Annotated in this window: 20 protein-coding genes and 1 pseudogene; 7 read left to right on the forward strand and 14 right to left on the reverse strand. The window is 72.0% G+C overall.

Going from position 1 to position 19,896, the window contains the following annotated elements:
• Positions 1-116: 116 nt before the first annotated feature.
• Both KKZ08_RS07080 and KKZ08_RS07085 read left to right on the forward strand, forming a co-directional pair.
• On the forward strand, positions 117-1,106 hold the full coding sequence (locus KKZ08_RS07080; protein WP_223773622.1) for an aldo/keto reductase: 990 nt from the start codon (positions 117-119) through the stop codon (positions 1,104-1,106).
• Between the two features lie 64 nt (positions 1,107-1,170).
• Positions 1,171-1,683, forward strand: a complete 513-nt coding sequence (locus KKZ08_RS07085) for a DUF6314 family protein (RefSeq protein ID WP_223773623.1) — start codon at positions 1,171-1,173, stop codon at positions 1,681-1,683.
• Here KKZ08_RS07085 and KKZ08_RS07090 read toward each other — a convergent pair.
• On the reverse strand, positions 1,634-2,071 hold the full coding sequence (locus tag KKZ08_RS07090) for a GNAT family N-acetyltransferase (protein WP_223773624.1): 438 nt from the start codon (positions 2,069-2,071) through the stop codon (positions 1,634-1,636). The two genes, KKZ08_RS07085 and KKZ08_RS07090, sit on opposite strands and share 50 nt — an antisense overlap.
• A 54-nt stretch (positions 2,072-2,125) precedes the next feature.
• Positions 2,126-3,562: a PLP-dependent aminotransferase family protein gene (locus tag KKZ08_RS07095; protein ID WP_223773625.1), complete on the reverse strand. Its 1,437-nt coding sequence runs from the start codon at positions 3,560-3,562 to the stop codon at positions 2,126-2,128.
• On the opposite strand from KKZ08_RS07095, the gene KKZ08_RS07100 reads away from it, so the two are divergent.
• Together KKZ08_RS07100 and KKZ08_RS07105 are read left to right on the forward strand one after the other, a co-directional pair.
• Complete coding sequence (locus KKZ08_RS07100) at positions 3,561-4,520, forward strand: DMT family transporter (RefSeq protein WP_223773626.1); 960 nt, start codon at positions 3,561-3,563, stop codon at positions 4,518-4,520. The two genes, KKZ08_RS07095 and KKZ08_RS07100, sit on opposite strands and share 2 nt — an antisense overlap.
• Before the next feature lie 107 nt (positions 4,521-4,627).
• On the forward strand, positions 4,628-4,822 hold the full coding sequence (locus KKZ08_RS07105; protein ID WP_223773627.1) for a DUF1918 domain-containing protein: 195 nt from the start codon (positions 4,628-4,630) through the stop codon (positions 4,820-4,822).
• 22 nt (positions 4,823-4,844) lie between these two features.
• Here the strand turns inward: KKZ08_RS07105 and KKZ08_RS07110 are convergent, their stop codons facing one another.
• A complete protein-coding gene (locus KKZ08_RS07110) occupies positions 4,845-6,080 on the reverse strand; it encodes a family 10 glycosylhydrolase (protein ID WP_223773628.1) in 1,236 nt (411 codons plus the stop codon).
• A gap of 179 nt (positions 6,081-6,259) precedes the next feature.
• On the opposite strand from KKZ08_RS07110, the gene KKZ08_RS07115 reads away from it, so the two are divergent.
• Both KKZ08_RS07115 and KKZ08_RS07120 read left to right on the forward strand, forming a co-directional pair.
• Positions 6,260-7,120: a 3-hydroxybutyryl-CoA dehydrogenase gene (locus tag KKZ08_RS07115; protein ID WP_223773629.1), complete on the forward strand. Its 861-nt coding sequence runs from the start codon at positions 6,260-6,262 to the stop codon at positions 7,118-7,120.
• Between the two features lie 189 nt (positions 7,121-7,309).
• On the forward strand, positions 7,310-7,567 hold the full coding sequence (locus KKZ08_RS07120) for a hypothetical protein (RefSeq protein ID WP_223773630.1): 258 nt from the start codon (positions 7,310-7,312) through the stop codon (positions 7,565-7,567).
• 11 nt (positions 7,568-7,578) lie between these two features.
• Here KKZ08_RS07120 and KKZ08_RS07125 read toward each other — a convergent pair whose 3' ends face one another.
• From KKZ08_RS07125 to infC, 10 genes and pseudogenes are all read right to left on the reverse strand, one after another.
• Positions 7,579-8,121, reverse strand: a complete 543-nt coding sequence (locus KKZ08_RS07125; RefSeq protein ID WP_223773631.1) for an NUDIX hydrolase — start codon at positions 8,119-8,121, stop codon at positions 7,579-7,581.
• A 92-nt stretch (positions 8,122-8,213) separates the two neighbouring features.
• Complete coding sequence (locus KKZ08_RS07130; RefSeq protein ID WP_223773632.1) at positions 8,214-9,563, reverse strand: transcriptional regulator; 1,350 nt, start codon at positions 9,561-9,563, stop codon at positions 8,214-8,216.
• Positions 9,564-9,839: 276 nt separating this feature from the next.
• Positions 9,840-10,919 (reverse strand): PP2C family protein-serine/threonine phosphatase, encoded by a 1,080-nt coding sequence (locus tag KKZ08_RS07135; RefSeq protein ID WP_223773633.1) that lies wholly within the window; start codon positions 10,917-10,919, stop codon positions 9,840-9,842.
• Positions 10,920-11,042: 123 nt separating this feature from the next.
• Positions 11,043-13,553 carry a phenylalanine--tRNA ligase subunit beta gene (gene pheT / locus KKZ08_RS07140; RefSeq protein WP_223773634.1) on the reverse strand — a complete coding sequence of 837 codons (2,511 nt, stop codon included), beginning with the start codon at positions 13,551-13,553 and terminating at the stop codon, positions 11,043-11,045.
• Positions 13,553-14,683 (reverse strand): phenylalanine--tRNA ligase subunit alpha, encoded by a 1,131-nt coding sequence (gene pheS, locus KKZ08_RS07145; protein ID WP_223773635.1) that lies wholly within the window; start codon positions 14,681-14,683, stop codon positions 13,553-13,555. Before pheS ends, pheT begins: the two co-directional genes overlap by 1 nt.
• A 168-nt stretch (positions 14,684-14,851) precedes the next feature.
• On the reverse strand, positions 14,852-15,994 hold the full coding sequence (locus KKZ08_RS07150) for an ATP-binding protein (RefSeq protein WP_223773636.1): 1,143 nt from the start codon (positions 15,992-15,994) through the stop codon (positions 14,852-14,854).
• A 95-nt stretch (positions 15,995-16,089) separates the two neighbouring features.
• A pseudogene (locus KKZ08_RS07155) lies at positions 16,090-16,452 on the reverse strand (RNA methyltransferase); the annotation flags it as partial.
• A gap of 391 nt (positions 16,453-16,843) precedes the next feature.
• The gene (gene rplT / locus KKZ08_RS07160) at positions 16,844-17,227 is read right to left on the reverse strand and encodes a 50S ribosomal protein L20 (RefSeq protein WP_030783035.1); all 384 of its coding nucleotides are present in this window, start codon (positions 17,225-17,227) and stop codon (positions 16,844-16,846) included.
• Between the two features lie 96 nt (positions 17,228-17,323).
• Complete coding sequence (gene rpmI, locus KKZ08_RS07165; RefSeq protein ID WP_007829094.1) at positions 17,324-17,518, reverse strand: 50S ribosomal protein L35; 195 nt, start codon at positions 17,516-17,518, stop codon at positions 17,324-17,326.
• A 107-nt stretch (positions 17,519-17,625) separates the two neighbouring features.
• Positions 17,626-18,288 (reverse strand): translation initiation factor IF-3, encoded by a 663-nt coding sequence (gene infC, locus KKZ08_RS07170; RefSeq protein WP_223778940.1) that lies wholly within the window; start codon positions 18,286-18,288, stop codon positions 17,626-17,628.
• Positions 18,289-18,681: 393 nt separating this feature from the next.
• On the opposite strand from infC, the gene KKZ08_RS07175 reads away from it, so the two are divergent.
• Positions 18,682-19,074: a DUF1844 domain-containing protein gene (locus KKZ08_RS07175; RefSeq protein WP_223773637.1), complete on the forward strand. Its 393-nt coding sequence runs from the start codon at positions 18,682-18,684 to the stop codon at positions 19,072-19,074.
• A 25-nt stretch (positions 19,075-19,099) separates the two neighbouring features.
• Here the strand turns inward: KKZ08_RS07175 and KKZ08_RS07180 are convergent, their stop codons facing one another.
• On the reverse strand, positions 19,100-19,834 hold the full coding sequence (locus tag KKZ08_RS07180) for an SseB family protein (RefSeq protein ID WP_223773638.1): 735 nt from the start codon (positions 19,832-19,834) through the stop codon (positions 19,100-19,102).
• Between the last annotated feature and the right edge of the window lie 62 nt (positions 19,835-19,896).

Below are 19,896 nucleotides of genomic sequence, written 5' to 3' on the forward strand. Positions count from 1 at the left end.
CCCCGTACGCGCGCTCCGGTTCTCCCGAGGCCGTAGGCCGTCCGGCCTTGACCTGGAGTCCGCTCCAGCTCCTAGTGTCGGAGCCGACCACGGAGCACCAGCCAGGAGGTACCACCATGACCAGTCTTCCCACCCGCCGGCTCGGCGCGCTGACGGTCTCGGCCCAGGGGCTCGGATGCATGGGGATGAGCCAGGGCTACGGCGCGTCGGACGACGACCGGTCGATCGCGACGATCCACCGCGCCCTGGACCTCGGCGTCACCCTGCTCGACACCTCCGACTTCTACGGCAGCGGCCACAACGAACAGCTCCTGGGCCGCGCCCTCGCGGGCCCGCGCCGTGAACAGGCGGTCCTCGCCACCAAGTTCGGCTTCACCAACCGCTTCGGCGAGCCGACGCACATCCGGGGCGACGCCCCGTACGTACGCGAGGCCTGCGACGCCTCGCTGCGGCGCCTCGGCGTCGACCACATCGACCTCTACTACGCTCACCGGATCGACAAGACCGTGCCGATCGAGGAGACCGTCGGCGCGCTCGCCGAGCTGGTCCAGGCGGGCAAGGTGCGCCACATCGGGCTCTCCGAGGCGGGCGCGGACACGATCCGCAGGGCGCACGCCGTGCATCCGATCGCCGCGCTCCAGAGCGAGTGGTCGCTGTGGACCAGGGATCTGGAGGCGGAGATCGCGCCGCTCTGCCGGGAGCTCGGCATCGGCATCGTGCCGTACTCGCCGCTCGGGCGCGGCTTCCTCACCGGCCGCTACACCTCGCTCGACGCGCTGCCCGAGGGCGATCTGCGGCGCACCCAGCCCCGCTTCACCGACGGCAACCTGGAGCGGAACCTCGCCATCGTCGAGACGCTGAACGCGCTCGCCGCCGAGAAGGGCGTCACCGCCGGGCAGCTCGCGCTCGCCTGGGTGCAGCACCGCGGCGACGACGTCGTGCCGATCCCGGGCACGCGCCGCGAGAAGTACCTGGAGGAGAACATCGCGGCCGCCGCGCTCGAACTGTCCGCCGAGGACCTCGCGGCGATCGACGCGGCGGCTCCCGCCGACAAGGTCGCGGGCACGCGGTACGACGCGCGCAGCATGTCGGTGCTCGACAAGTAGCGTATGCCGGTACTCGACAAGTAGCACATGCCGGTGTTCGACAAGTAGCGGCTAACCTGCCGGTATGCCCTCCCTCCACCCCGTCCCGGAGCCACTCGCCCATCTCGTCGGCGAGTGGCGCGTGACCCGCACGGTCCGCGACCTCGCGGACGGCTCGGAGGGCCACTTCAGCGGTACGACGCTCTTCTCGCCGCTGCCCGCCCCGGACGAGGGCGGGCTCCTCCACCACGAGTCGGGCGTCTTCACCTGGCACGGCACCGCACGCCCCGCCGAGCGCACCCTGCGTTTCCTGCCGGGCGCGACCCCGGGCACGGCCCGCGTCGAGTTCGCCGACGGACGCTTCTTCCACGACCTGGACCTGCGCTCCGGCCGGCACGCGACGGACCATCCGTGCGCGGCGGACCTCTACCGGGGCGAGTTCGAGGTGGACGACGCGGATCACTGGCGCAGCCGGTGGAGGGTCGGCGGCCCCGCCAAGGATCTCCTGCTCGTCACGGAGTACGTACGGGCCGCCCGGGGCCCGGCGGTCACTGACCGACCAGCGCCATCCACGCCCCCGGGTCGTCCAGGGGCTTGAACCCGACCTTCTCGTAGACGCCGTGCGCGTCGGCCGTGGCCAGCAGTACGCGGCGCAGGCCGAACGGCTCCAGGTGCGCGCGGACCGCGTCCACGAGGGCGGTGCCAAGGCCGCTGCCGCGCGCGGCCGGGGCGACGTACACATCGCAGAGCCAGGCGAAGGTGGCCCGGTCGGTCACCACGCGCGCGTACGCCACCTGCTCCCCCGAACTCCCGTCGTACGCGCCGAAGTTCAGCGACCCGGCGATCGCCGCGTCCTGCTTGGCGCGACTGCGGCCGAGCGCCCAGTACGCGTCCGCGGAGAGCCACTGGTGGACGCGGGCCGCGTCGACGCGGGCGGGGTCGGCGGATATCTCGTACGGACCGTGGAGCGTGACACTGTCGTTCATGCCCCGACCCTCCCAGCACCCCGTGCGTCCCGTCGACCGCTTTCCGCCCGGCGGCTACCCCCGGACCTCGTCGCAGGCCGCCCGCAGCCTGCGCACCCCCTCGCCGATCTCCCCCACCCCCGCGACCGCCGCGAAGCTCAGCCGGACGTACGCCGCCGTGGGCTCCGCCGCGAAGTACGGGCGGCCGGGGGCCACGGCCACGCCCGCGCGCAGGGCGGCCGAGGCGAGCGCCGTCTCGTCGGTGCCGTCGGGCAGCCGCACCCAGAGGTTGTAGCCGCCCGCGGGGATGTGCGGCATCGCGAGTTCGGGCAGGCGCAGCCGCAGCGCCGCGGCCATGGCGTCCCTGCGGATCCTCAACTCGCCCGCCACCGCCCGCAGATGGCGCGGCCAGGCCGGGGAGCCGACCAGTTCGAGCGCCGCCTCCTGAAGCGGTCGGGGCACGAAGAAGTGGTCGACGACCTGGATGGCGCGCAGCCGCTCCAGGACCGGTCCGCGCGCGGCGAGCGCGCTCACCCTGAAGCTCGGCGAGGTGGCCTTGGTGAGCGAGCAGACGTGCACGACGACGCCGTCCTTGTCGTCGGCGGAGAGCGGCGGCGGCAGCGGCCCGGCGTCCTCGTGGACGAGGCGGCGCACGAAGTCGTCCTCGATGACGAACGCCCCCGCCTCCCGGGCGATCCGCAGGACCTCCGGGCGGCGCTCGGCGGAGAGTACGGCCCCCGTCGGGTTCTGGAACAGCGGCTGGCAGACGAAGACCCGGGCGCCCGTCGCGCGGAAGGCGGCCTCCAGGAGCTGCGGGCGCACCCCGTCCGTGTCGACGGGCACCGGCACGGGACGCATCCCCGCCGCACGGGCGATCGCCAGCATCCCGGGGTAGGTGGGCGACTCGACGAGCACGGGCGCCCCCGGCGGGGCGAGCGCGCGCAGCGCCGTGGTCAGGGCGCTCTGTCCACCCGCGGTGATCAGCACCTCGGCGGCCGTGACGGCCCCGCCGACGCCGCGCGCGAACCACTCCCGCAGCTCCGGCAGGCCGTCGACCGGTGGCCTGCCCCACGCCCCGGGCCGCCGCCCCGCCCTGGCGAGCGCCGCCGCCATGGCGCGCTCGGGCTGGAGGGAGGCGTCGAGGTAGCCGCCGTTGAACTCGATGACGCCGGGCGGCGGTGCGGCCAGGGTGGCGAGCACCCCGGACGCGTCGACCGCGCGCGGCACCAGCTCGGCGGTGGCGTCGGCGCTCAGGGATACCTCCTGCCACGAGGTGTCGCCGGCGGGCACGGCGGGCGCCGACGGCTCGGCGCGGAAGACCCCGGAGCCGGGCCGGGTGACGACGAGCCCTTCGGCGGCCAGCTGCGCCAGGGCCCGCGACACGGTCACGGGGCTCACCCGGAACCGCTCGACGAGCGACCGACTGGACGGCAGCTTTCCTCCAGGTGAGTAGCGGTCCATCTCGTCCCGCAGCCGTTTCGCCAGTTCGCCCACACTGCTACCGTCTTGCATGACAGCACAGGATAGCGCTACTCGCCCGAAGCGGATAGCGGTCAGTGAAGCCGCCACCGGTACGACGGCGCCCATGGCCGCCGCCCCCGCCCCGCACGGCTCCCGCCGCACCGGCACCGTGATGGCCGCCCTCGGCGTCACCGCCTTCTCGCTGACCTTCCCCGCCACCGCCTGGGGCCTCGAAGGCATCGGCCCCTGGAGCCTCGTCACCCTGCGCGGCGCGCTCAGCGCCCTCATCGCGGGCGGCTGTCTGCTCGCCCTGCGCGTGCCGGTCCCGCACCGCCGCCACTGGGCGGGGCTCGCGGTGGTCGGCGCCGGGGTCGTCGTCGGCTTCCCCCTGCTCACCACGCTCGCCCTGCAGACCTCCACCACCGCGCACGCAGCCGTGGTCGTCGGCCTGCTCCCCCTGACGACCGCCGTTTTGTCGGCGCTGCGGACCGGGGCGCGCCCCTCGCGCATGTTCTGGGCGGCGGCGCTCACCGGGGCCGCGGCCGTGATCGCGTTCACCGTGCAGCAGAGCGGCGGCGCGCTGTCCGCCGCCGACCTCTACCTCTTCGGCGCGCTCCTGATCTGCGCCGCCGGCTACACCGAGGGCGGCCGCCTGGCCCGTGAGATGCCCGGCTGGCAGGTCATCGGCTGGGGGCTCATGCTCTGCCTGCCGCTCAACCTGCTCGGCGCGGTCCTCGCCCTCCAGCACGAGTCGTCCCAGCTCACCGGGCACAGCACGACGGGCCTGCTCTACTCCGCGATCGGCTCGCAGTTCCTCGGCCTGGTCGTCTGGTACCGGGGCATGGCGGCCATCGGCGTACCCAAGGCCAGTCAGCTCCAGCTCGCCCAGCCGCTGCTGACCCTGGTCTGGTCGGTGTTCCTGCTCGGCGAGCACCTGCCCGTGGCCGCGCCCCTCACGGCGGCCGCGGTCCTCGTCTGCATCGCGGTCACCCAAAGGGCCCGCGGCTGACCCGAGGCTGACCCGACCGGCGTCCGACCGGGCGCCGGCTCCCGCCCTCCGCCCTAGAATGGAGGCCACGGAACGCGACCGCAGAGCGGGACGAGGGAGTACTCCAGATGCGCGCAACCGTAGGTGACAGGCTGGTGGTGCACGGCAGGATCGTCGGGCAGCACGACCGGACCGCGGAGGTCGTCGAGGTGCTCGGCGAGGACGGCGGCCCGCCGTACCGCGTCCGGTTCGACGACGGCCACGAGACGCTGATGTCGCCGGGCCCCGACACCGTCGTACGGCACGAGGACCCGACGAGCTAGGGCGCGAGCCGGGACCGGAGCGTCAGCGCGGCGGCTTCGCCGGCTCCTGGTAGTGGTCGGCGACGACCCGCGCCATGGCGCCGTTCCTGTCGACGCCGACCTCCTTGGCCGAGAAGTAGATGTGCCCGCGCACCTCGCTGAAGCCCTCGGCGTACGTGAGGTGGCGGGACAGCTCCGCCGGGTCCTGCCAGGCCGGGGGCTGCGCCGGGTCGCCCGCCTTGTAGAGGGCCTCACCGATGTACAGGCGCACGCCCGTGCCGCGTACGACGTCGTTCCACCACGGCACCAGCTTGGCGTAGTCCGCCGCGGGGAAGCCGATGTTCCAGTACACCTGCGGGACGATGTAGTCGATCCAGCCCTTCTTCACCCAGCCGCGGGTGTCCGCGTACAGGTCGTCGTACGTCTGCACCCCGGCCCGGGTGTCCGAGCCCGTCGGGTCGGTCGCCTTGTTGCGCCAGACCGCGAAGGGGCTGATGCCGAACTGGGTGCGTCCCCGGGTCTTCTTGATCCGGCCGGACATCTCGCGCACCAGTCGGTCGATGTTGTCCCGGCGCCAGGAGGCGCGGTCCGGGAAGCCGCCGCCGTAGCGCGCGAAGGCGTCGTCGTCGTCGAAGGTCTGGCCCGCGACGGGGTACGGATAGAAGTAGTCGTCCCAGTGCACCGCGTCCAGCGGATAGCGGCGGACCGCGTCGAGCATCGCGTCCTGCACGAAGCGCCGCACCTCGGGCAGGCCCGGGTTGTAGTAGAGCTTCCCGCCGTACGGCACCACCCACTCGGGGTGCACGCGCGCGGGGTGCGTGGCCACCAGCCGCGACGGGTCGGTGTGGTTCGCGATGCGGAAGGGGTTGAACCACGCGTGCAGCTCCAGGCCCCTGCGGTGCGCCTCCTTCACCGCGGTGCCCAGCGGGTCCCAGCCCGGGTCCTTGCCCTGGGTCCCGGTGAGGTACTCCGACCACGGCTCGTGCGGCGAGGGCCACAGGGCGTCGGCGGTGGGCCGCACCTGGAAGACCACCGCGTTCAGTCTGCGGTTCACCGCCGAGTCGAGGAACGCAAGGAGTTCGCTCCGCTGCTGCTGCGCGGACAGGCCCGGCTTGGAGGGCCAGTCGCGGTTGACGACGGTCGCCAGCCACATGGCCCGCAGCTCGCGCGCCTTCTTCCGGCGCCGGTCGGGGGCCGCCGCCGCGTCCCCCGCCGTCGCCAGGCCCGCGATCGTCGCCGCGGCCACCACCGAGAAACCCCGACGTGACATACGCCTCATCTGTACGCCCCTGAGCTCGCTGTGTCCGGCACCTTTCGCCGGGTTGCGGCCAGCATGCCCGACCCGGCACGTCATGGACCCCAGGTTGCGGAGTAACGTTCACGGCCGAGGCAGGCACCATCCATACGGGGGACCTGCCGGCCCCGTTGATCAGCGAAAGGCACGAGGTGACCGACTCCATGACCGATATCGCACGCGTCGGAGTGGTGGGCTGTGGCCAGATGGGCGCCGGAATCGCAGAGGTCTGCGCCCGCTCCGGACTGGATGTGAAGGTCGCGGAGACCACCGGCGAGGCCCTGGAGATCGGCCGCACCCGGCTGTACAACTCGCTCTCCAAGGCGGCCGAGCGCGGCAAGATCTCCGAGGAGGAGCGGGACGCGACCCTGGCCCGGCTCAGCTTCACGACCGACCTCGGCGAGTTCAGCGACCGTGACCTGGTCATCGAGGCCGTCGTGGAGAACGAGCAGGTCAAGACCGAGATCTTCCAGGTGCTCGACCAGGTGGTGACCCGCCAGGACGCGATCCTCGCCTCCAACACCTCCTCCATCCCGCTGGTGAAGCTGGCGGTCGCGACCTCGCGGCCCGACCAGGTCATCGGCATCCACTTCTTCAACCCGGCGCCGGTGCAGCAGCTCGTCGAGCTGATCCCGGCGCTGACCACGTCCGAGGGCACCATCAGCCGGGCGCAGGTCATGGTCGAGAAGGTGCTCGGCAAGCACGCGATCCGCGCCCAGGACCGCTCGGGCTTCGTGGTCAACGCGCTGCTCATCCCGTACCTGCTCTCCGCGATCCGGATGTTCGAGTCGGGCATCGCGAGCCGCGAGGACATCGACAACGGCATGGAGATGGGCTGCGCCCACCCGATGGGCCCGCTCAAGCTCGCCGACCTGATCGGCCTGGACACGGTCGCCTCGGTCGCCGACTCCATGTACGCCGAGTACAAGGAGCCGCTGTACGCCGCGCCCCCGCTGCTCCAGCGCATGGTGGACGCGGGCCGCCTCGGCCGGAAGACCGGCTCGGGCTTCTACACGTACGCCTGACGCCCCGTGTGAATCCTCTGTGGTGACGGGCCCGGCACTCCTTCGAGTGCCGGGCCCGCGGCGTTCACACACCGTGTGCGCGGTGGGCTCGCATATGCCCATCGCACACTCTCCCGCCCTGTCCGTCACGCGAGTTGACTTCCCGTGCGGAAGAAGGGGGGACGCGCCACTACAGAGAGGAGTGGACTCGTGACCACCGATGGCGAGCGTGCCGTGGTCCCGGAAGAACTCGCGGAGTTACGCCGCAGCCTGGACGTGGGTCTCGCCCGCGTCGACGGACGGCTGGCGTTGCTGACGCAGCACGACCAGCAGACCGCCAAGAACGTGGAGGCCCTGCAGTCCCGGGTCACCGCCCTGGAGCACACGCGCTGGCCGCTCCCCACGATCGTCGCTCTCGCGGCGGTCGCGGCGCTCGCCGTGGCGGTCTGGCAGGCCCTCGGCCACTGACCACCGCACGGTTAGCGCGCGTCCTGGCCGAGGCGCAGATGGTGCAGGAGGAGAAGGGCCGCGGCCATGTTGGCGGCCGGGACCTCCCCACGGGCCACCATGTCGGGGACGAGCTTGAGAGGGACCCACTCACGGCGGTCCGACTCGAAGTCGTCCTCGGGATGGCCGACGTAGGTCCCTTCGTCGGACCAGTAGATGTGGTGCCGGGCGTCGGTGAGCCCGTTCGAGGGTTCGACGCTCATCAGGTGCCGCAGCGGGCCCGGCCGCCAGCCGGTCTCCTCCTCCATCTCGCGGGCCGCCGCGTACGCGATGTCCTCGCCGTCCTCGACGACGCCCGCCGCGAGTTCCCAGCCCCAGCTGTCGGTGATGAAGCGGTGCCGCCAGAGCAGCAGCACTTCGTTGGCGTCGTTGACGACGGTGGCCACGGCGACGGGCCGCAGCCGTATCAGGAAGTGGTCCAGATGCCGGCCGTCGGGTAGCTCGACATCTGCGAGATTGACCGTGAACCACCTGTTTCCATACACAGTTTGTTCGCTCTGTTTCGTCCACTGCACGGTTCTGCCACCTTTCGCCGAGTAGACGGCAATATCGCAGCAGGGAGAACCGCAGAGCAGTGGGCGTCAGGGGGCGTCATGGGGCGCCAGGGTCAGAGCGGGACGCGCAACGCCCCGTCGATGAGTTCGGCCGCCTCGGCCGTGCCCGCGCAGTCGCTGCGCACCAGGTGCTCGCGTACCGCGCGCAGCCTGTCCCGCAGCCGCTGGGACTCCATCCCCCGGGCCTGTTCCGCCATCTGCACCGCCGTGGCGACCGCCTCGTCGGTGTTGCCCTGGCGCAGTTCGATCTGGCTGAGCATCGCGAGCCGGTGGACCCGGCCCCGGTCGTGCGCCGGCGTGTCGACGGCCGCGGCGGCGTGCTCCCGGGCGCTGACCAGGTCACCGAGGCTGAGCAGGGCCTCCGCCACTTGTACGTTGACCAGTCCCGGCTGGACGTATCCCGTCTCGTCCGGCTCGCGGCCCCGCAGGATCCGGTCGGCCGCGGCCTCCGCGCGCCGGATGCACGACAGCGCGCTCCTGCCGTCGCCCAGGTGTGCGTACGCCTTCGCCTGCATCGCGTACAGATCGGACGCCAGCGCCGGGGTGAGGTCCCGGCCCGAGGCCCGCAGCGCCGCCTCGGCGAACGCCACGGCCTGGCGGTACTCGCGCATGAACAGCGACTGGTTGACCAGCAGCGCGATGACGTACGCGCCAAGTCCCCTGTCCCCACTGGCCTTCGCGAGGCGCAGGGCCTGGTGGAAGTAGCGCTGGGCTAGGCCGTGCGCGTCGGAGTCGTAGGCGCAGATCCCCGCAATCGCCACCAACCCGCCAGTGGAGCGGTGCAGTTGGCGCCCCATCTCGTCGGTGTAGCTGCCCCGCAGCAGGGGCGCGGCCTCCGCGTTGAGGAAGCCGACGATGCGGGTGCGCGTCGCGACGCCGCCGGTCTTGCGGTACATCTGCTCGTAGTGGGCGCGGGCCGCGCGCATCATCTCGATGTCGGCCGTGCTGACGGGGTGCCGTCCGCCGCGGGACACGTCGGTGTCCTCGGGCGGGTTCTCCCACTCCCAGACCGGCATCACCGCGGGGGTGCCGGTGACCGCGGGCGCGCCGAGCAGGTGGGGGCGCTGCTGTTCGTCCGAGCGCCACAGCGCGGTGGCGCGCTCCACGAAGCCGGAGAGCGTGGAGGTGACCGAGCCGACGGGGGCGGCGGGGACGCCGGGCACCCCGAGGCCGATGTCGTCGAGGGTGACGGGCCGCTGGAGCCGGGCGGCGAGCACCTCGCAGATCAGGTCCGGGACCTGACCGCGCGGGCGCTGCCCCTTCAACCAGCGGGAGACGGCGGTGTGTTCGTAGCGCAGCGCGAGGCCTCTGGACTTTCCGGCCTGGTTCACATGTGCGGCAAGTCCCGCGTGCGAGATGCCCGCTTCGTCGAGGATCGCGTCGAGCAGGGTGTTGGGCTGCATGGATGCCCTCCGGTGGCTCGGTGCTGTTCAGGGTAGTGGAGGCGCCTTCACACGGGGTGTGAACGGAGTGCCCGGATCCGGGGGGTGTGCGCTCTGCCGCGTCCTGTGTGGGCTCGCTTGACTGAGGTGCCTCATCAGTCGATGAGGCCGGTGGGTCGCCGGCTCCCCCCTCAATACAGTGCGGCGGCCCCTCCTGGCGCCGTCCGTCCCGCTGTCTGCCCGACAACTCCATGGCGGGGCGGACGGCGCGCGGCGCGCGCCGTCCCACCGGGGCGCTCAGCTCATGGTGCGGGTAGTGGGCCGCTCGGGCTCCTGCTGCCGGATGGGGGCCTGCTCGCGGTCGTTGCGCAGGACGAGCAGCGCCGCGTCGTCGGACGGCAAGTGGCCCGCGTGGCGCAGGAATTCGGCGTATACCGCGTCGATGAGGTCCTGCGGGGAGGCCGGCCGGGCCCGCGCCGACTCGGTCAGCGCGGCCTGGAGCGGGAAGAACGCGCCCGCCGCGTCGCGGGCGTCCTCCATGCCGTCCGTGTGCAGGACGAGCGACTCGCCCGGCAGCAGCCGCCCGCAGTGCACCACGGGCAGTTCGCCGGGGAGCGGGAAGAGGCCGAGCGGTGGCAGCGGTTCGGCGTCGGCCAGCGGCCGGGCCTGCCGGGTGAGCAGGTACGGCCAGGGGTGGCCGCAGTTGATGGCCAGCAGCTCGCCGTCCTCGCCGATCTCCAGGAGCAGGACGGTGACGAACTCCTCGGCCAGCGCGCCGTCGTGGGCCGCTCTGCCGCTCACGGGCTGCTCGGTGTACGAGCGCTCCCGCAGGTGCCGCCCGAGGGCCCGCTCCAACCGGCGCATGACCATCGGGAGTTCGGGTTCGTCGTGGGCGGCCTCGCGGAAGCTGCCGAGGACGGCGGCGACGGTCCCGATGGCGCCGAGGCCATGCCCGCGGACGTCACCCATGACGACGCGCACCCCATGGTCGGTGGCGGCGACCTCGTACAGATCGCCGCCGACACAGGCGCCCCGCGACGCCGATACCCGTCCAGCGGCGAGCGCGAGCCCTTCGACGCGCGGCGGCAGCGGTCTCAACAGCACGTTCTGCGCGGCGCCCGCGACCGCGCGGACCTGCCGCAGCTCCCGCAGCAGCGTCCGGTGGACGTGCACGATGAGCCCGGTCCCGACGGCGAAGAAGACCGCGCTGCTGACGATCCGCGCCCCCATGCCGTCCTGCTGGGCCAGCGGACAGGCCAGTTTGTACGTGATGGCGACGGCGCCCCACACCGTCGGCAGCCCCAGCACGAGCGCGCGCCGGAACCGACGACGGCCGACGACGGGCCGCCCACGCAGATCACAGCCCCAGGGGATCATGCCGTCGGCCCCTATGGCACGCGCAGGCCGACGCCGGATTCTGCGGTGACCCGCCTATCCGGTGGTCCGGATAGGCCCCTCTTTACGCCCCATTGTGCGCCTGGTGAAACCTACAGACGGTGACTACGCTCCGCGGAGCACCGCTCCCGTGCGCTCGGCCGCCAGGGCGACGGCCGAGTCTCGGGCCGCCGACGCCTCGTCGACCGTCAGCGTGCGGTCGGCCGCGCGGAAGCGCAGCGCGTACGCCAGGGACTTCTTGCCCTCGCCGAGCTGTGACCCAACAAATACATCGAACAGCCGGATGGACTCCAGGAGTTCGCCCGCGCCGCCGGTCAGGTAGTACTCGACCACGGCGGCCGGCACCTCCTTGTCGACGACCAGCGCGACGTCCTGCGTGGCCACGGGGAAGGCGGAGATCCGCGGTGCGCGCAGCGTCCCCTCGCCGGCCTGCTCCAGGCGGTCCAGGTCGACCTCCATCGCGCAGGTGCGGGCGGGCAGGCCGAGCGCCTTGACGACGCGCGGGTGCAGCTCGCCGGCGTGGCCGACGGAGACGATGTCGCCGTCGATGACGACCTTCAGCTCCGCGCAGCGGCCCGGGTGCCAGGGGCCGTACTGCCCTTGGTCGACGATCAGCTCGGCGCCGGCCTCGCGGGCGAGGGTGCGCGCCGCCTCGACGGCGTCCGCCCAGTCCGCCGGGCGGCCCTTGCCCCACCAGCCGGCCTGCTCGCGGGCGCCCGCGAGGACGACGGCGGCGTGCCGGGGCTGGACGGGCAGCGCGTCGGTGAGGGACGCGATCTCCTCGTCGGTGGGCCGCCGGTCGACGGGCAGGCGCACCGCGACCTTCAGCTCCTCGCGGGGGTGGAAGACGAGGCCCGTCTCGAAGAGCGCCAGGTCGTGGCTGCCCCGGCCGTCGTTGCGGCGGAGCGCGGCGAGCAGGCCCGGCAGCAGCGTCGTACGGAGGGCGGGCTCCTCGTCGGAGAGCGGGTTGACGAGCTTGACCACGCGGCGGTTCGGGTCGTCCGCCTCCAGGCCCAGCTGGTCGAAGACGTTCTCACCGATGAAGGGGTAGCTCAGCGCCTCCACGTACCCGGCACCGGCCAGCGCGCGCCCGAAGCGGCGGTGCAGGCGCTGCCGGTCGGTGAGGCCGCGGCCGGCGGGGGGCTTCGGCAGGGTCGAGGGGAGGTTCTCGTATCCCTCGAGGCGGATGACCTCCTCGGCGAGGTCGTTCGGCTCCGCGAGGTCGGGGCGCCACGACGGCACGGTGACGGTCAGGTCGTCCTGGCCGTACACGTCACAGCCGACCTGCTGGAGGCGGCGTACGACGGTCTCCCGGCCGTAGGTGACACCGGCGACCTTGTCGGGGTGGTCGGCCGGCATGGTGATCGTGCGCGGCGCGGTGGGCGCGATGATCTCCGTGACACCGGCCTCGGCGGTACCGCCCGCGAGCAGCACGAGGAGGTCGACGGTCCGCTGGGCGGCGGCCGACGCGGCCTGCGGGTCGACGCCGCGCTCGTAGCGCTTGGCGGCCTCGGAGCCCAGCTTGTGGCGGCGCGCGGTGCGGGCGACGGAGAGCGCGTCGAAGTGCGCGGCCTCGATGACGACGTCGGTGGTGCCGCTCTCGGCGTCGTGGTCGGCGATCTCCGTGTTGGCGCCGCCCATGACACCCGCGAGGCCGATGGGCCCGCGGTCGTCGGTGATCACCAGGTCCTCGGCGTCGAGGACGCGCTTGGCGCCGTCGAGCGTCGTGAACTTCTCGCCCTGCTCGGCCCGGCGCACGCCGATCGTCCCCTGGATGCGGGAGCGGTCGTACGTGTGGAGGGGCTGGCCCAGCTCCAGCATCACGTAGTTCGCGATGTCGACGGTGAGCGAGATGGGGCGCATCCCGGCCTTCTGGAGGCGCCGCTTGAGCCAGATCGGCGAGCGGGCCTCGGGCTGGAGGCCGGTGACGGTGCGCGCGGTGAAGCGGTCGCAGCCGAGGGGGTCGCTGATCTTGACGGGGTAGCCGAAGGAGTTCGGCGCGGGCACGTCCAGGAGCGCCGGGTCGCGCAGCGGCAGGCCGTAGGCGATGGCGGTCTCGCGGGCGACGCCGCGCATCGACAGGGCGTAGCCCCGGTCGGGCGTGACGGCGATGTCCAGGACCTCGTCGACCAGTTCGAGCAGCTCGATGGCGTCGGTGCCGACCTCGTGCTCGGGCGGCAGCACGATAATGCCGCCGGAGCCGTCGTCGCCCATGCCCAGCTCGTCGCCGGAGCAGATCATGCCGTGCGAGGTCTTGCCGTACGTCTTGCGGGCGGCGATCGCGAAGTCGCCGGGCAGGACGGCGCCGGGCAGGACCACGACGACCTTGTCGCCGACGGCGAAGTTGCGGGCGCCGCAGACGATCTCCTGCGGCTCGCCGGTGCCGTTGGCGGTGCCGACGTCGACGGTGCAGAAGCGGATGGGCTTCTTGAAGCCCTCCAGCTCCTCGATGGTGAGGACCTTGCCCACGACGAGCGGGCCCTTGAGGCCGCCGCCGAGCTGTTCGACGGTCTCGACCTCGAGGCCGACCTCGATCAGCTTGGCCTGCACGTCACGGCCGGTCTCGGTGGCGGGGAGGTCGACGTACTCCCGCAGCCAGGAAAGCGGGACCCGCATCAGATCTCCATCCCGAACGGCCGGGTGAACCGGACGTCACCCTCGACCATGTCTCGCATGTCTTCGACGTTGTGGCGGAACATCAGCATCCGCTCGATGCCGAACCCGAAGGCGAATCCGCTGTACTTCTGGGGGTCGACGCCGCAGGCGGTCAGCACCTTGGGGTTGACCATGCCGCAGCCGCCGAGCTCGATCCAGCCCTCGCTGCCGCAGGTGCGGCAGGGGCGGTCGGGGTTGCCGACGGACTCGCCGCGGCAGACGTAGCACACCATGTCCATCTCGGCGGACGGCTCGGTGAACGGGAAGTAGTTGGGCCGCAGCCGGGTCTTCATATCCGGGCCGAAGAGCGCCTGGACCATGTGGTCGAGGGTGCCCTTCAGGTCGGCCATGGTCAGGCCCTCGTCGACGGCGAGCAGCTCGATCTGGTGGAAGACCGGGGTGTGCGTCGCGTCGAGCTCGTCCGTGCGGTACACGCGGCCGGGGCAGACGATGTAGACGGGCGGATCGCGGCGTTCGAGGAGCGCGCGGGCCTGCACGGGCGAGGTGTGCGTCCGCAGGACGACCCCGGACTCGTCACCCTCGGTCCCCTCGGGGCCCTGGACGAAGAAGGTGTCCTGCATCTGCCGGGCCGGGTGGTCGGGCGTGAAGTTGAGGGCGTCGAAGTTGAACCACTCCGCCTCGACCTCGGGGCCCTCGGCGACCTCGTAGCCCATCGAGACGAAGACGTCGGCGACGCGCTCCATCATCGTGGTCAGCGGGTGCCGGGCGCCGGCGGTCGTGCGGTCGTACGGCAGGGTGACGTCCACCGCCTCCTCGACCAGGACCCGGGCGTCGCGCTCGGCCTCCAGCTCGGCCTGGCGGGCGGCCAGCGCCTTGTTGACGGCGCCGCGCGCCATGCCGACGCGCTTGCCCGCCTCGGCCTTGGCCTGCGGGGGCAGCGCGCCGATCTCGCGGTTGGCGAGCGCCAGCGGCGAGGTGCCGCCGGTGTGCGCGACCTTGGCCTCCTGGAGCGCGTCGAGGGAGTCTGCGGCCGCGAAGGCGGCGAGCGCCTCGTCCCGCATGCGCTCGATCTCTTCAGGTTTCAGTGCCTCGACCTCAACAGGGTCGTACGACTTGTTCGGTGCCGACATCTCTTCCCGTGCTTCCGGTTGGCTGGCGGATGGTCCCCGTCGACGAATCGGAGACGGAGTGTCCCAAGGTTGGGGACGCAAAGTGCCAACGACCGAGTCTAACGGGGGTGCGGTGATCGAATGCGCCCGCGGGCTGCTCAGGACGTCCTCACCGGAGTCACCGTGGACTCACTGGAGATACGCGGGAGCCCCCACGGGCAACGTAAATCGGAACTGGGCGCCGCCGCCCGGGGCGCGGCCGACGGTGATCGTCCCGCCGTGCGCCTCCACGATGCCCTTCACGATGTACAGCCCCAGTCCCGTCCCGCCGCGCTTGCTGCCCCGCCAGAAGCGGGTGAAGACGCGGCCCATCGACTCCTCCGGAATGCCGGAACCTTCGTCGCTGACGGTCACGGCGGTCTCGGCGCCGCCTCGCTCACGCGGGGACGAGGAGGGTGCCACGTCGATGGTGACGGTTCCCTCGCCGTGCCGCACCGCATTTTCCAACAGGTTGCTCAGCACCTGGTCGATCTTGTCGGGGTCCGCCCACAGATCGGGCAGCGGCTGCTGGAGGCGGAGCAGGAAGCGGGCGGCGTCCTGGCCGGAGGCGACGTGCGCCTGGATGTGCCGGCCGACGGCGGCGCCTATGTCGACGGGCTGACGGCGCAGTTCGAGCCGTCCCGAGTCGATGCGGGAGATGTCGAGGAGCTCGGCGATCAGCCGGGTGACGCGGTTGGCGTCGGCGTCGACGGTCTCCAGCATCAGTTTCTTCTGGTCGTCCGTGAACCGCTCCCACTTGGCGAGCAGCGTCGCCGTGAAGCCCTTGACGGAGGTGAGCGGGGACCGCAGCTCGTGGGCGACGGTGGCGATCAGCTCGGCGTGGCTGCGCTCGGTGCGACGGCGGGCCTCGGTGTCCCGCAGGCAGACGACGACGCGGCGCACGGGCCCGGTGCGGGTGGTACGCAGATAGCGGGCGGAGACCAGGACCTCGCGGCCGCCCGGCAGCAGCAGGTTGCGCTCGGGCTGGCCGACGCGGATGGCGAGGCCTCCGTAGGGATTCGTCAGCTGCCACCAGCGGCGGCCTTCGAGGTCCTCTAATGGGAGGGCGTGCTCCAGGGGCGCGCCGAGGGCGTCGGCGGCGCGGACGGCGGTGATCCGCGCGGCTGCCGCGTTGAAGCAGATGACCTGGCCCGTCTCGTCCGCGACGACGAGCCCGTCGGGCAGTTCGTCGGGGTCGAGTCCGAGGTCGCCGAGATCACCGGGGCCGCGGCGGTCCGCGCGAGCACGGACGATGTCCGGTGCTCCCGGTGCTCTGCTGGTGCCGACACTCATTCCCCGTACCCCACCTCTCGGACTGGCGGTGGGGGTGCCTCCCCGCTCGAGCAAAGGCGTGAGCTTGGGGGAGGGCCCCCGAGCCCGTCACACTACTAGCTCGATGTGACGGAGCGGCACCCTCCGGCGGCGCGCTGTGCACGAGCGGAGGCATAGAGGCACACGGCTGCGGCCGTCGCGAGATTGAGGCTCTCCGCTCTGCCGTGGATCGGAACACGCACCACCGCGTCGGCGAGTGCGCGGGTCTCCTCCGGCAGCCCCCACGCCTCGTTGCCGAAGACCCAGGCGGTGGGGGTGCCCATGGTGCCCTTGTCGAGCTCCGTGTCCAGGTCGTCCTCGCCCGCGCCGTCGGCGGCGAGAATGCGCACGCCGGCGTCCTTGAGTCCGCGTACGGCCTTCTCCACGGGTACGCCGACCGCGACCGGCAGGTGGAAGCGCCGGCGCACCGACTTGGGGTTGACGGTGGCGAGGACACGCCTCGGCGGCGTCGGCGCAGCGTGCCCGCGGCCTGCGCCGGCCGCCGGCCGCGCTCGGCGAGGAACCGGAACAGCCGCGGTCACGGTCGTCCCCGGATTCCGCTGTCGGCGAGGAACAGCCGCCGGGCGGCGCTGACACGCGGCGACTTGGGAGAGATCAACTCGGGGGCAACCATAAAACTCACCTCGGGAACAGCGCCCCTGAAAGGGGCGCGGGGCTGTATCGATATGCGGCTCCGCCGCGTGGGCGCGACCAGCCAGAAGCAACCCGCGGACGGCAGCGAACAGCAGAGGGCAGACGAAACCCCGAACAGCAACGGACCCGCAGGCCAACGGCCTGCGGGTCCGAAACAACGCTCAGCCAAGCGCGGCGTCACGCAGCCTTGGGCGCGTTCACGTCGCTCGGCAGCGCCTTCTGCGCAACCTCGACCAGCGCGGCGAACGCGTTCTGGTCGTTGACGGCCAGCTCCGCGAGGATCTTGCGGTCCACCTCGATGTTGGCGGCCTTCAGACCCTGGATGAAGCGGTTGTAGGTGATGCCGTTGGCGCGGGCAGCGGCGTTGATGCGCTGGATCCACAGCTGACGGAAGTCGCCCTTGCGCTTCTTGCGGTCGTTGTAGTTGTAGACCAGGGAGTGGGTGACCTGCTCCTTGGCCTTGCGGTACAGGCGCGAACGCTGGCCGCGGTAGCCGCTGGCCGCTTCGAGGATCGCCCGACGCTTCTTGTGGGCGTTGACTGCCCGCTTGACGCGTGCCACTTGTTAACTCCTTGTAGCGGGGCCGTGGTTGGACTCACACGACCCGGTATCGATTGGGTCCCGGTCAGAGCTCAGGCGCGCGGTGCGCGCCCCGGCTCACTTGCCGAGAAGCTTCTTGATCTTCTTGGCGTCGCCCGGGGCCATCTCGGCGTTGCCGGTGAGGCGACGCGTCAGACGGGACGACTTGTGCTCGAGCAGGTGGCGCTTGCCGGCGCGCTCACGGAGCACCTTGCCGGAGCCGGTGACCTTGAAGCGCTTGCTGGCACCGCTGTGCGACTTGTTCTTCGGCATAGCGCCGTTCTCTCCTCGTCAGTGGCACTCCGATGCCCGGTCGTGAAACCGGGCATCCGGGAGCCATATGTGTCAGGTGGCGATCCCCTGGACTCGCGTCCGGGAGATCAGGCCTCGGCGTTGGCCTCGGCCGGGGCCTCGGCGGGAGCCTCGGAAGACTCCTCCCCCTCGGCGGAGTTCTGCGAGCGGCCCGGGTTGGCCTTCGCGTCCGCCTTGCGGGCCGCCTGGGCCTCACGGGCCTCGGCCATCGCCTCGGTCTTCTTCTTGTGCGGACCGAGAACCATGATCATGTTTCGGCCGTCCTGCTTCGGGTTCGACTCGATGAACCCAAGGTCCTCGACGTCCGAAGCGAGCCGCTGAAGCAGCCGGAAGCCCAGCTCGGGGCGGGACTGCTCGCGACCACGGAACATGATCGTGATCTTGACCTTGTCGCCCTGCTTGAGGAACCGGACGACGTGACCCTTCTTGGTGTCATAGTCGTGCGGGTCGATCTTCGGCCGGAGCTTCATCTCCTTGATGACCGTGTGCGCCTGGTTCTTGCGCGCCTCACGGGCCTTCATGGCCGACTCGTACTTGAACTTCCCGTAGTCCATGAGCTTGCACACGGGCGGACGGGCGTTCGCCGCGACCTCGACGAGATCGAGGTCGTACTCCTGCGCAAGCTCCAGGGCCTTGGCAAGCGGAACAATCCCGACCTGCTCGCCGCTGGGACCGACAAGTCGCACCTCGGGAACGCGAATCCGGTCGTTGATGCGGGGCTCGGCGCTGATGGATCCTCCTCGGTAGCACCACGCGACCGTCTGGCGGACAGCCGCGTTACGTCTGTTTGACTGGACCAACCGAGCGAGGCAACAAAAAATGCCCCGACCGATCACAGAAGGGGCTCCGCGTACTACCGGAGCACCTCCGCGGTGATCGCGGGGCGCACATCGGGCGACCCGAAGCCTCGGGGACTTCGGCCGCCTGACCGGTGACCCGCCGCTCCGGGGAGCGGTCAGGTGGGAGATCGGAGCCTCCACTTGTGGGCCGGATCCTTGCGTTGGCACGCGGGTCTCCGGCCGGTCGTTACACAAGGTTAGCAGCTCCCCCGGGGTGGAGCGAACCGGTGGGCGCGGCGGCTCCCGGCGCCGGGCGGCCGCGGGGCTCGGCATATCGTGTGGGACATGAGCGACACGACCCCCACCCCCGAGTCACCGGCCCCGGGGACCCCCGCGCCCGACTCCCCCGACTTCGACACCCTGACCCGTGACATCGCGGACGTCCCCGCGGTCGAGGTGATCACCACGGTGGCGGTCCACCTGATGAGCGCCGCCGCCGTCAACCTCGGCCTCGCCGAGGGCGGCGAGGGCCACAAGGACCTGGACGAGGCCCGCAAGCTGATCCACTCGCTGGCCGGCCTGATGGACGCGAGCGCCACGGAGATCAGCTCGTTCCACGCGGCGCCGCTGCGGGACGGCCTGAAGTCCTTGCAGCTGGCGTTCCGCGAGGCGTCGATCGTGGCGGACGAGCCGGGCCAGGGCCCGGGCGAGAAGTACACGGGCCCGGTCTTCGGCTGAGCCCGCACATCGTAGGTACGAGCGGTCACACCGTACGTACGTAGAGGGGCTCGCCCGGTGGCGTGGCCTCGGCCGGCAGGAGTGCCAGGTCGAGGCCGTGCACCAGGCGGGCCCTCAGTGTTTCGTCGGCGGCGATGCGGCGGGCCACCCGCTGCGCGGCCTCGGCCGGGGCGGCGGACGGGTCGAGGACCAGGGCGAGGGTGCCGTCGGAGCTGCCGGGGCCGAGGTGGGCGCGGAGCACGGCGGGCTCGGCGGCGACGGCCGCGCGCACCGCGCCGGTGACGGCGGGGTCGGCGAGCGGGTCGGCGCTGGCGCGGCCCTCGGCGAGGGCGATCAGCGCGGTCCTGCCCAGTTCGTAGGGGACGGGTCCCGCGAGGTCGAGGACGATCGTGTCGGCCTGCTCGTGGGCGGCGGCCTGAAGCGCCTGGTGCAGGGGGACGGCGACGGGCCGGGCCGCCGGGTCCCACAGGGCGAGCGCCTCGATGGAGGTGAACGCGGGCAGCGCCTTGCGGTCACCGGCTTTCAGGGTGGGGACGGCCATGTCGCTGGTCTTCTCGCGGCGCAGCCCCTTCTCGTCCACCTCCACCTCACCGAGCACGGCGACGACGGGGACGAGGAGCCGGGCTCCGGCGAGGGCCTCCAGGACGGGGCCGTGGGCCGTGCGGTCCTGTGACCAGGCGGTGAGCGCCGCGGCCAGCCGGGGGTCGGCGGTGCCGTCGTCGTCGGAGAAGCCGGGGTCCGGAATGTTCTTGTTCGCCATGCTCGCCATGCTCACCGTCTTGGCCGTCTTGGCCGTGTTCGCCGTGTTCGCCGTGTTCGCCA

Origin of the sequence: Streptomyces sp. 135 (assembly GCF_020026305.1) — a bacterium.
Taxonomy (GTDB): Bacteria; Actinomycetota; Actinomycetes; order Streptomycetales; family Streptomycetaceae; genus Streptomyces.

Excerpts from the sequence above, each read along its gene's own strand:
- KKZ08_RS07100 (WP_223773626.1), top strand. The coding sequence starts at position 3,561 with ATGACAGCACAGGATAGCGCTACTCGCCCGAAGCGGATAGCGGTCAGT.
- KKZ08_RS07080 (WP_223773622.1), top strand. The coding sequence starts at position 117 with ATGACCAGTCTTCCCACCCGCCGGCTCGGCGCGCTGACGGTCTCGGCC.
- KKZ08_RS07130 (WP_223773632.1), bottom strand. The coding sequence starts at position 9,563 with ATGCAGCCCAACACCCTGCTCGACGCGATCCTCGACGAAGCGGGCATC.
- pheT (WP_223773634.1), bottom strand. The coding sequence starts at position 13,553 with ATGCGGGTCCCGCTTTCCTGGCTGCGGGAGTACGTCGACCTCCCCGCC.
- KKZ08_RS07150 (WP_223773636.1), bottom strand. The coding sequence starts at position 15,994 with ATGAGTGTCGGCACCAGCAGAGCACCGGGAGCACCGGACATCGTCCGT.
- KKZ08_RS07115 (WP_223773629.1), top strand. The coding sequence starts at position 6,260 with ATGACCGATATCGCACGCGTCGGAGTGGTGGGCTGTGGCCAGATGGGC.
- KKZ08_RS07090 (WP_223773624.1), bottom strand. The coding sequence starts at position 2,071 with ATGAACGACAGTGTCACGCTCCACGGTCCGTACGAGATATCCGCCGAC.
- rpmI (WP_007829094.1), bottom strand. The coding sequence starts at position 17,518 with ATGCCGAAGAACAAGTCGCACAGCGGTGCCAGCAAGCGCTTCAAGGTC.
- KKZ08_RS07175 (WP_223773637.1), top strand. The coding sequence starts at position 18,682 with ATGAGCGACACGACCCCCACCCCCGAGTCACCGGCCCCGGGGACCCCC.
- KKZ08_RS07110 (WP_223773628.1), bottom strand. The coding sequence starts at position 6,080 with ATGAGGCGTATGTCACGTCGGGGTTTCTCGGTGGTGGCCGCGGCGACG.
- KKZ08_RS07135 (WP_223773633.1), bottom strand. The coding sequence starts at position 10,919 with ATGATCCCCTGGGGCTGTGATCTGCGTGGGCGGCCCGTCGTCGGCCGT.
- KKZ08_RS07180 (WP_223773638.1), bottom strand. The coding sequence starts at position 19,834 with ATGGCGAACAAGAACATTCCGGACCCCGGCTTCTCCGACGACGACGGC.
- KKZ08_RS07105 (WP_223773627.1), top strand. The coding sequence starts at position 4,628 with ATGCGCGCAACCGTAGGTGACAGGCTGGTGGTGCACGGCAGGATCGTC.
- KKZ08_RS07085 (WP_223773623.1), top strand. The coding sequence starts at position 1,171 with ATGCCCTCCCTCCACCCCGTCCCGGAGCCACTCGCCCATCTCGTCGGC.
- pheS (WP_223773635.1), bottom strand. The coding sequence starts at position 14,683 with ATGTCGGCACCGAACAAGTCGTACGACCCTGTTGAGGTCGAGGCACTG.
- KKZ08_RS07095 (WP_223773625.1), bottom strand. The coding sequence starts at position 3,562 with ATGCAAGACGGTAGCAGTGTGGGCGAACTGGCGAAACGGCTGCGGGAC.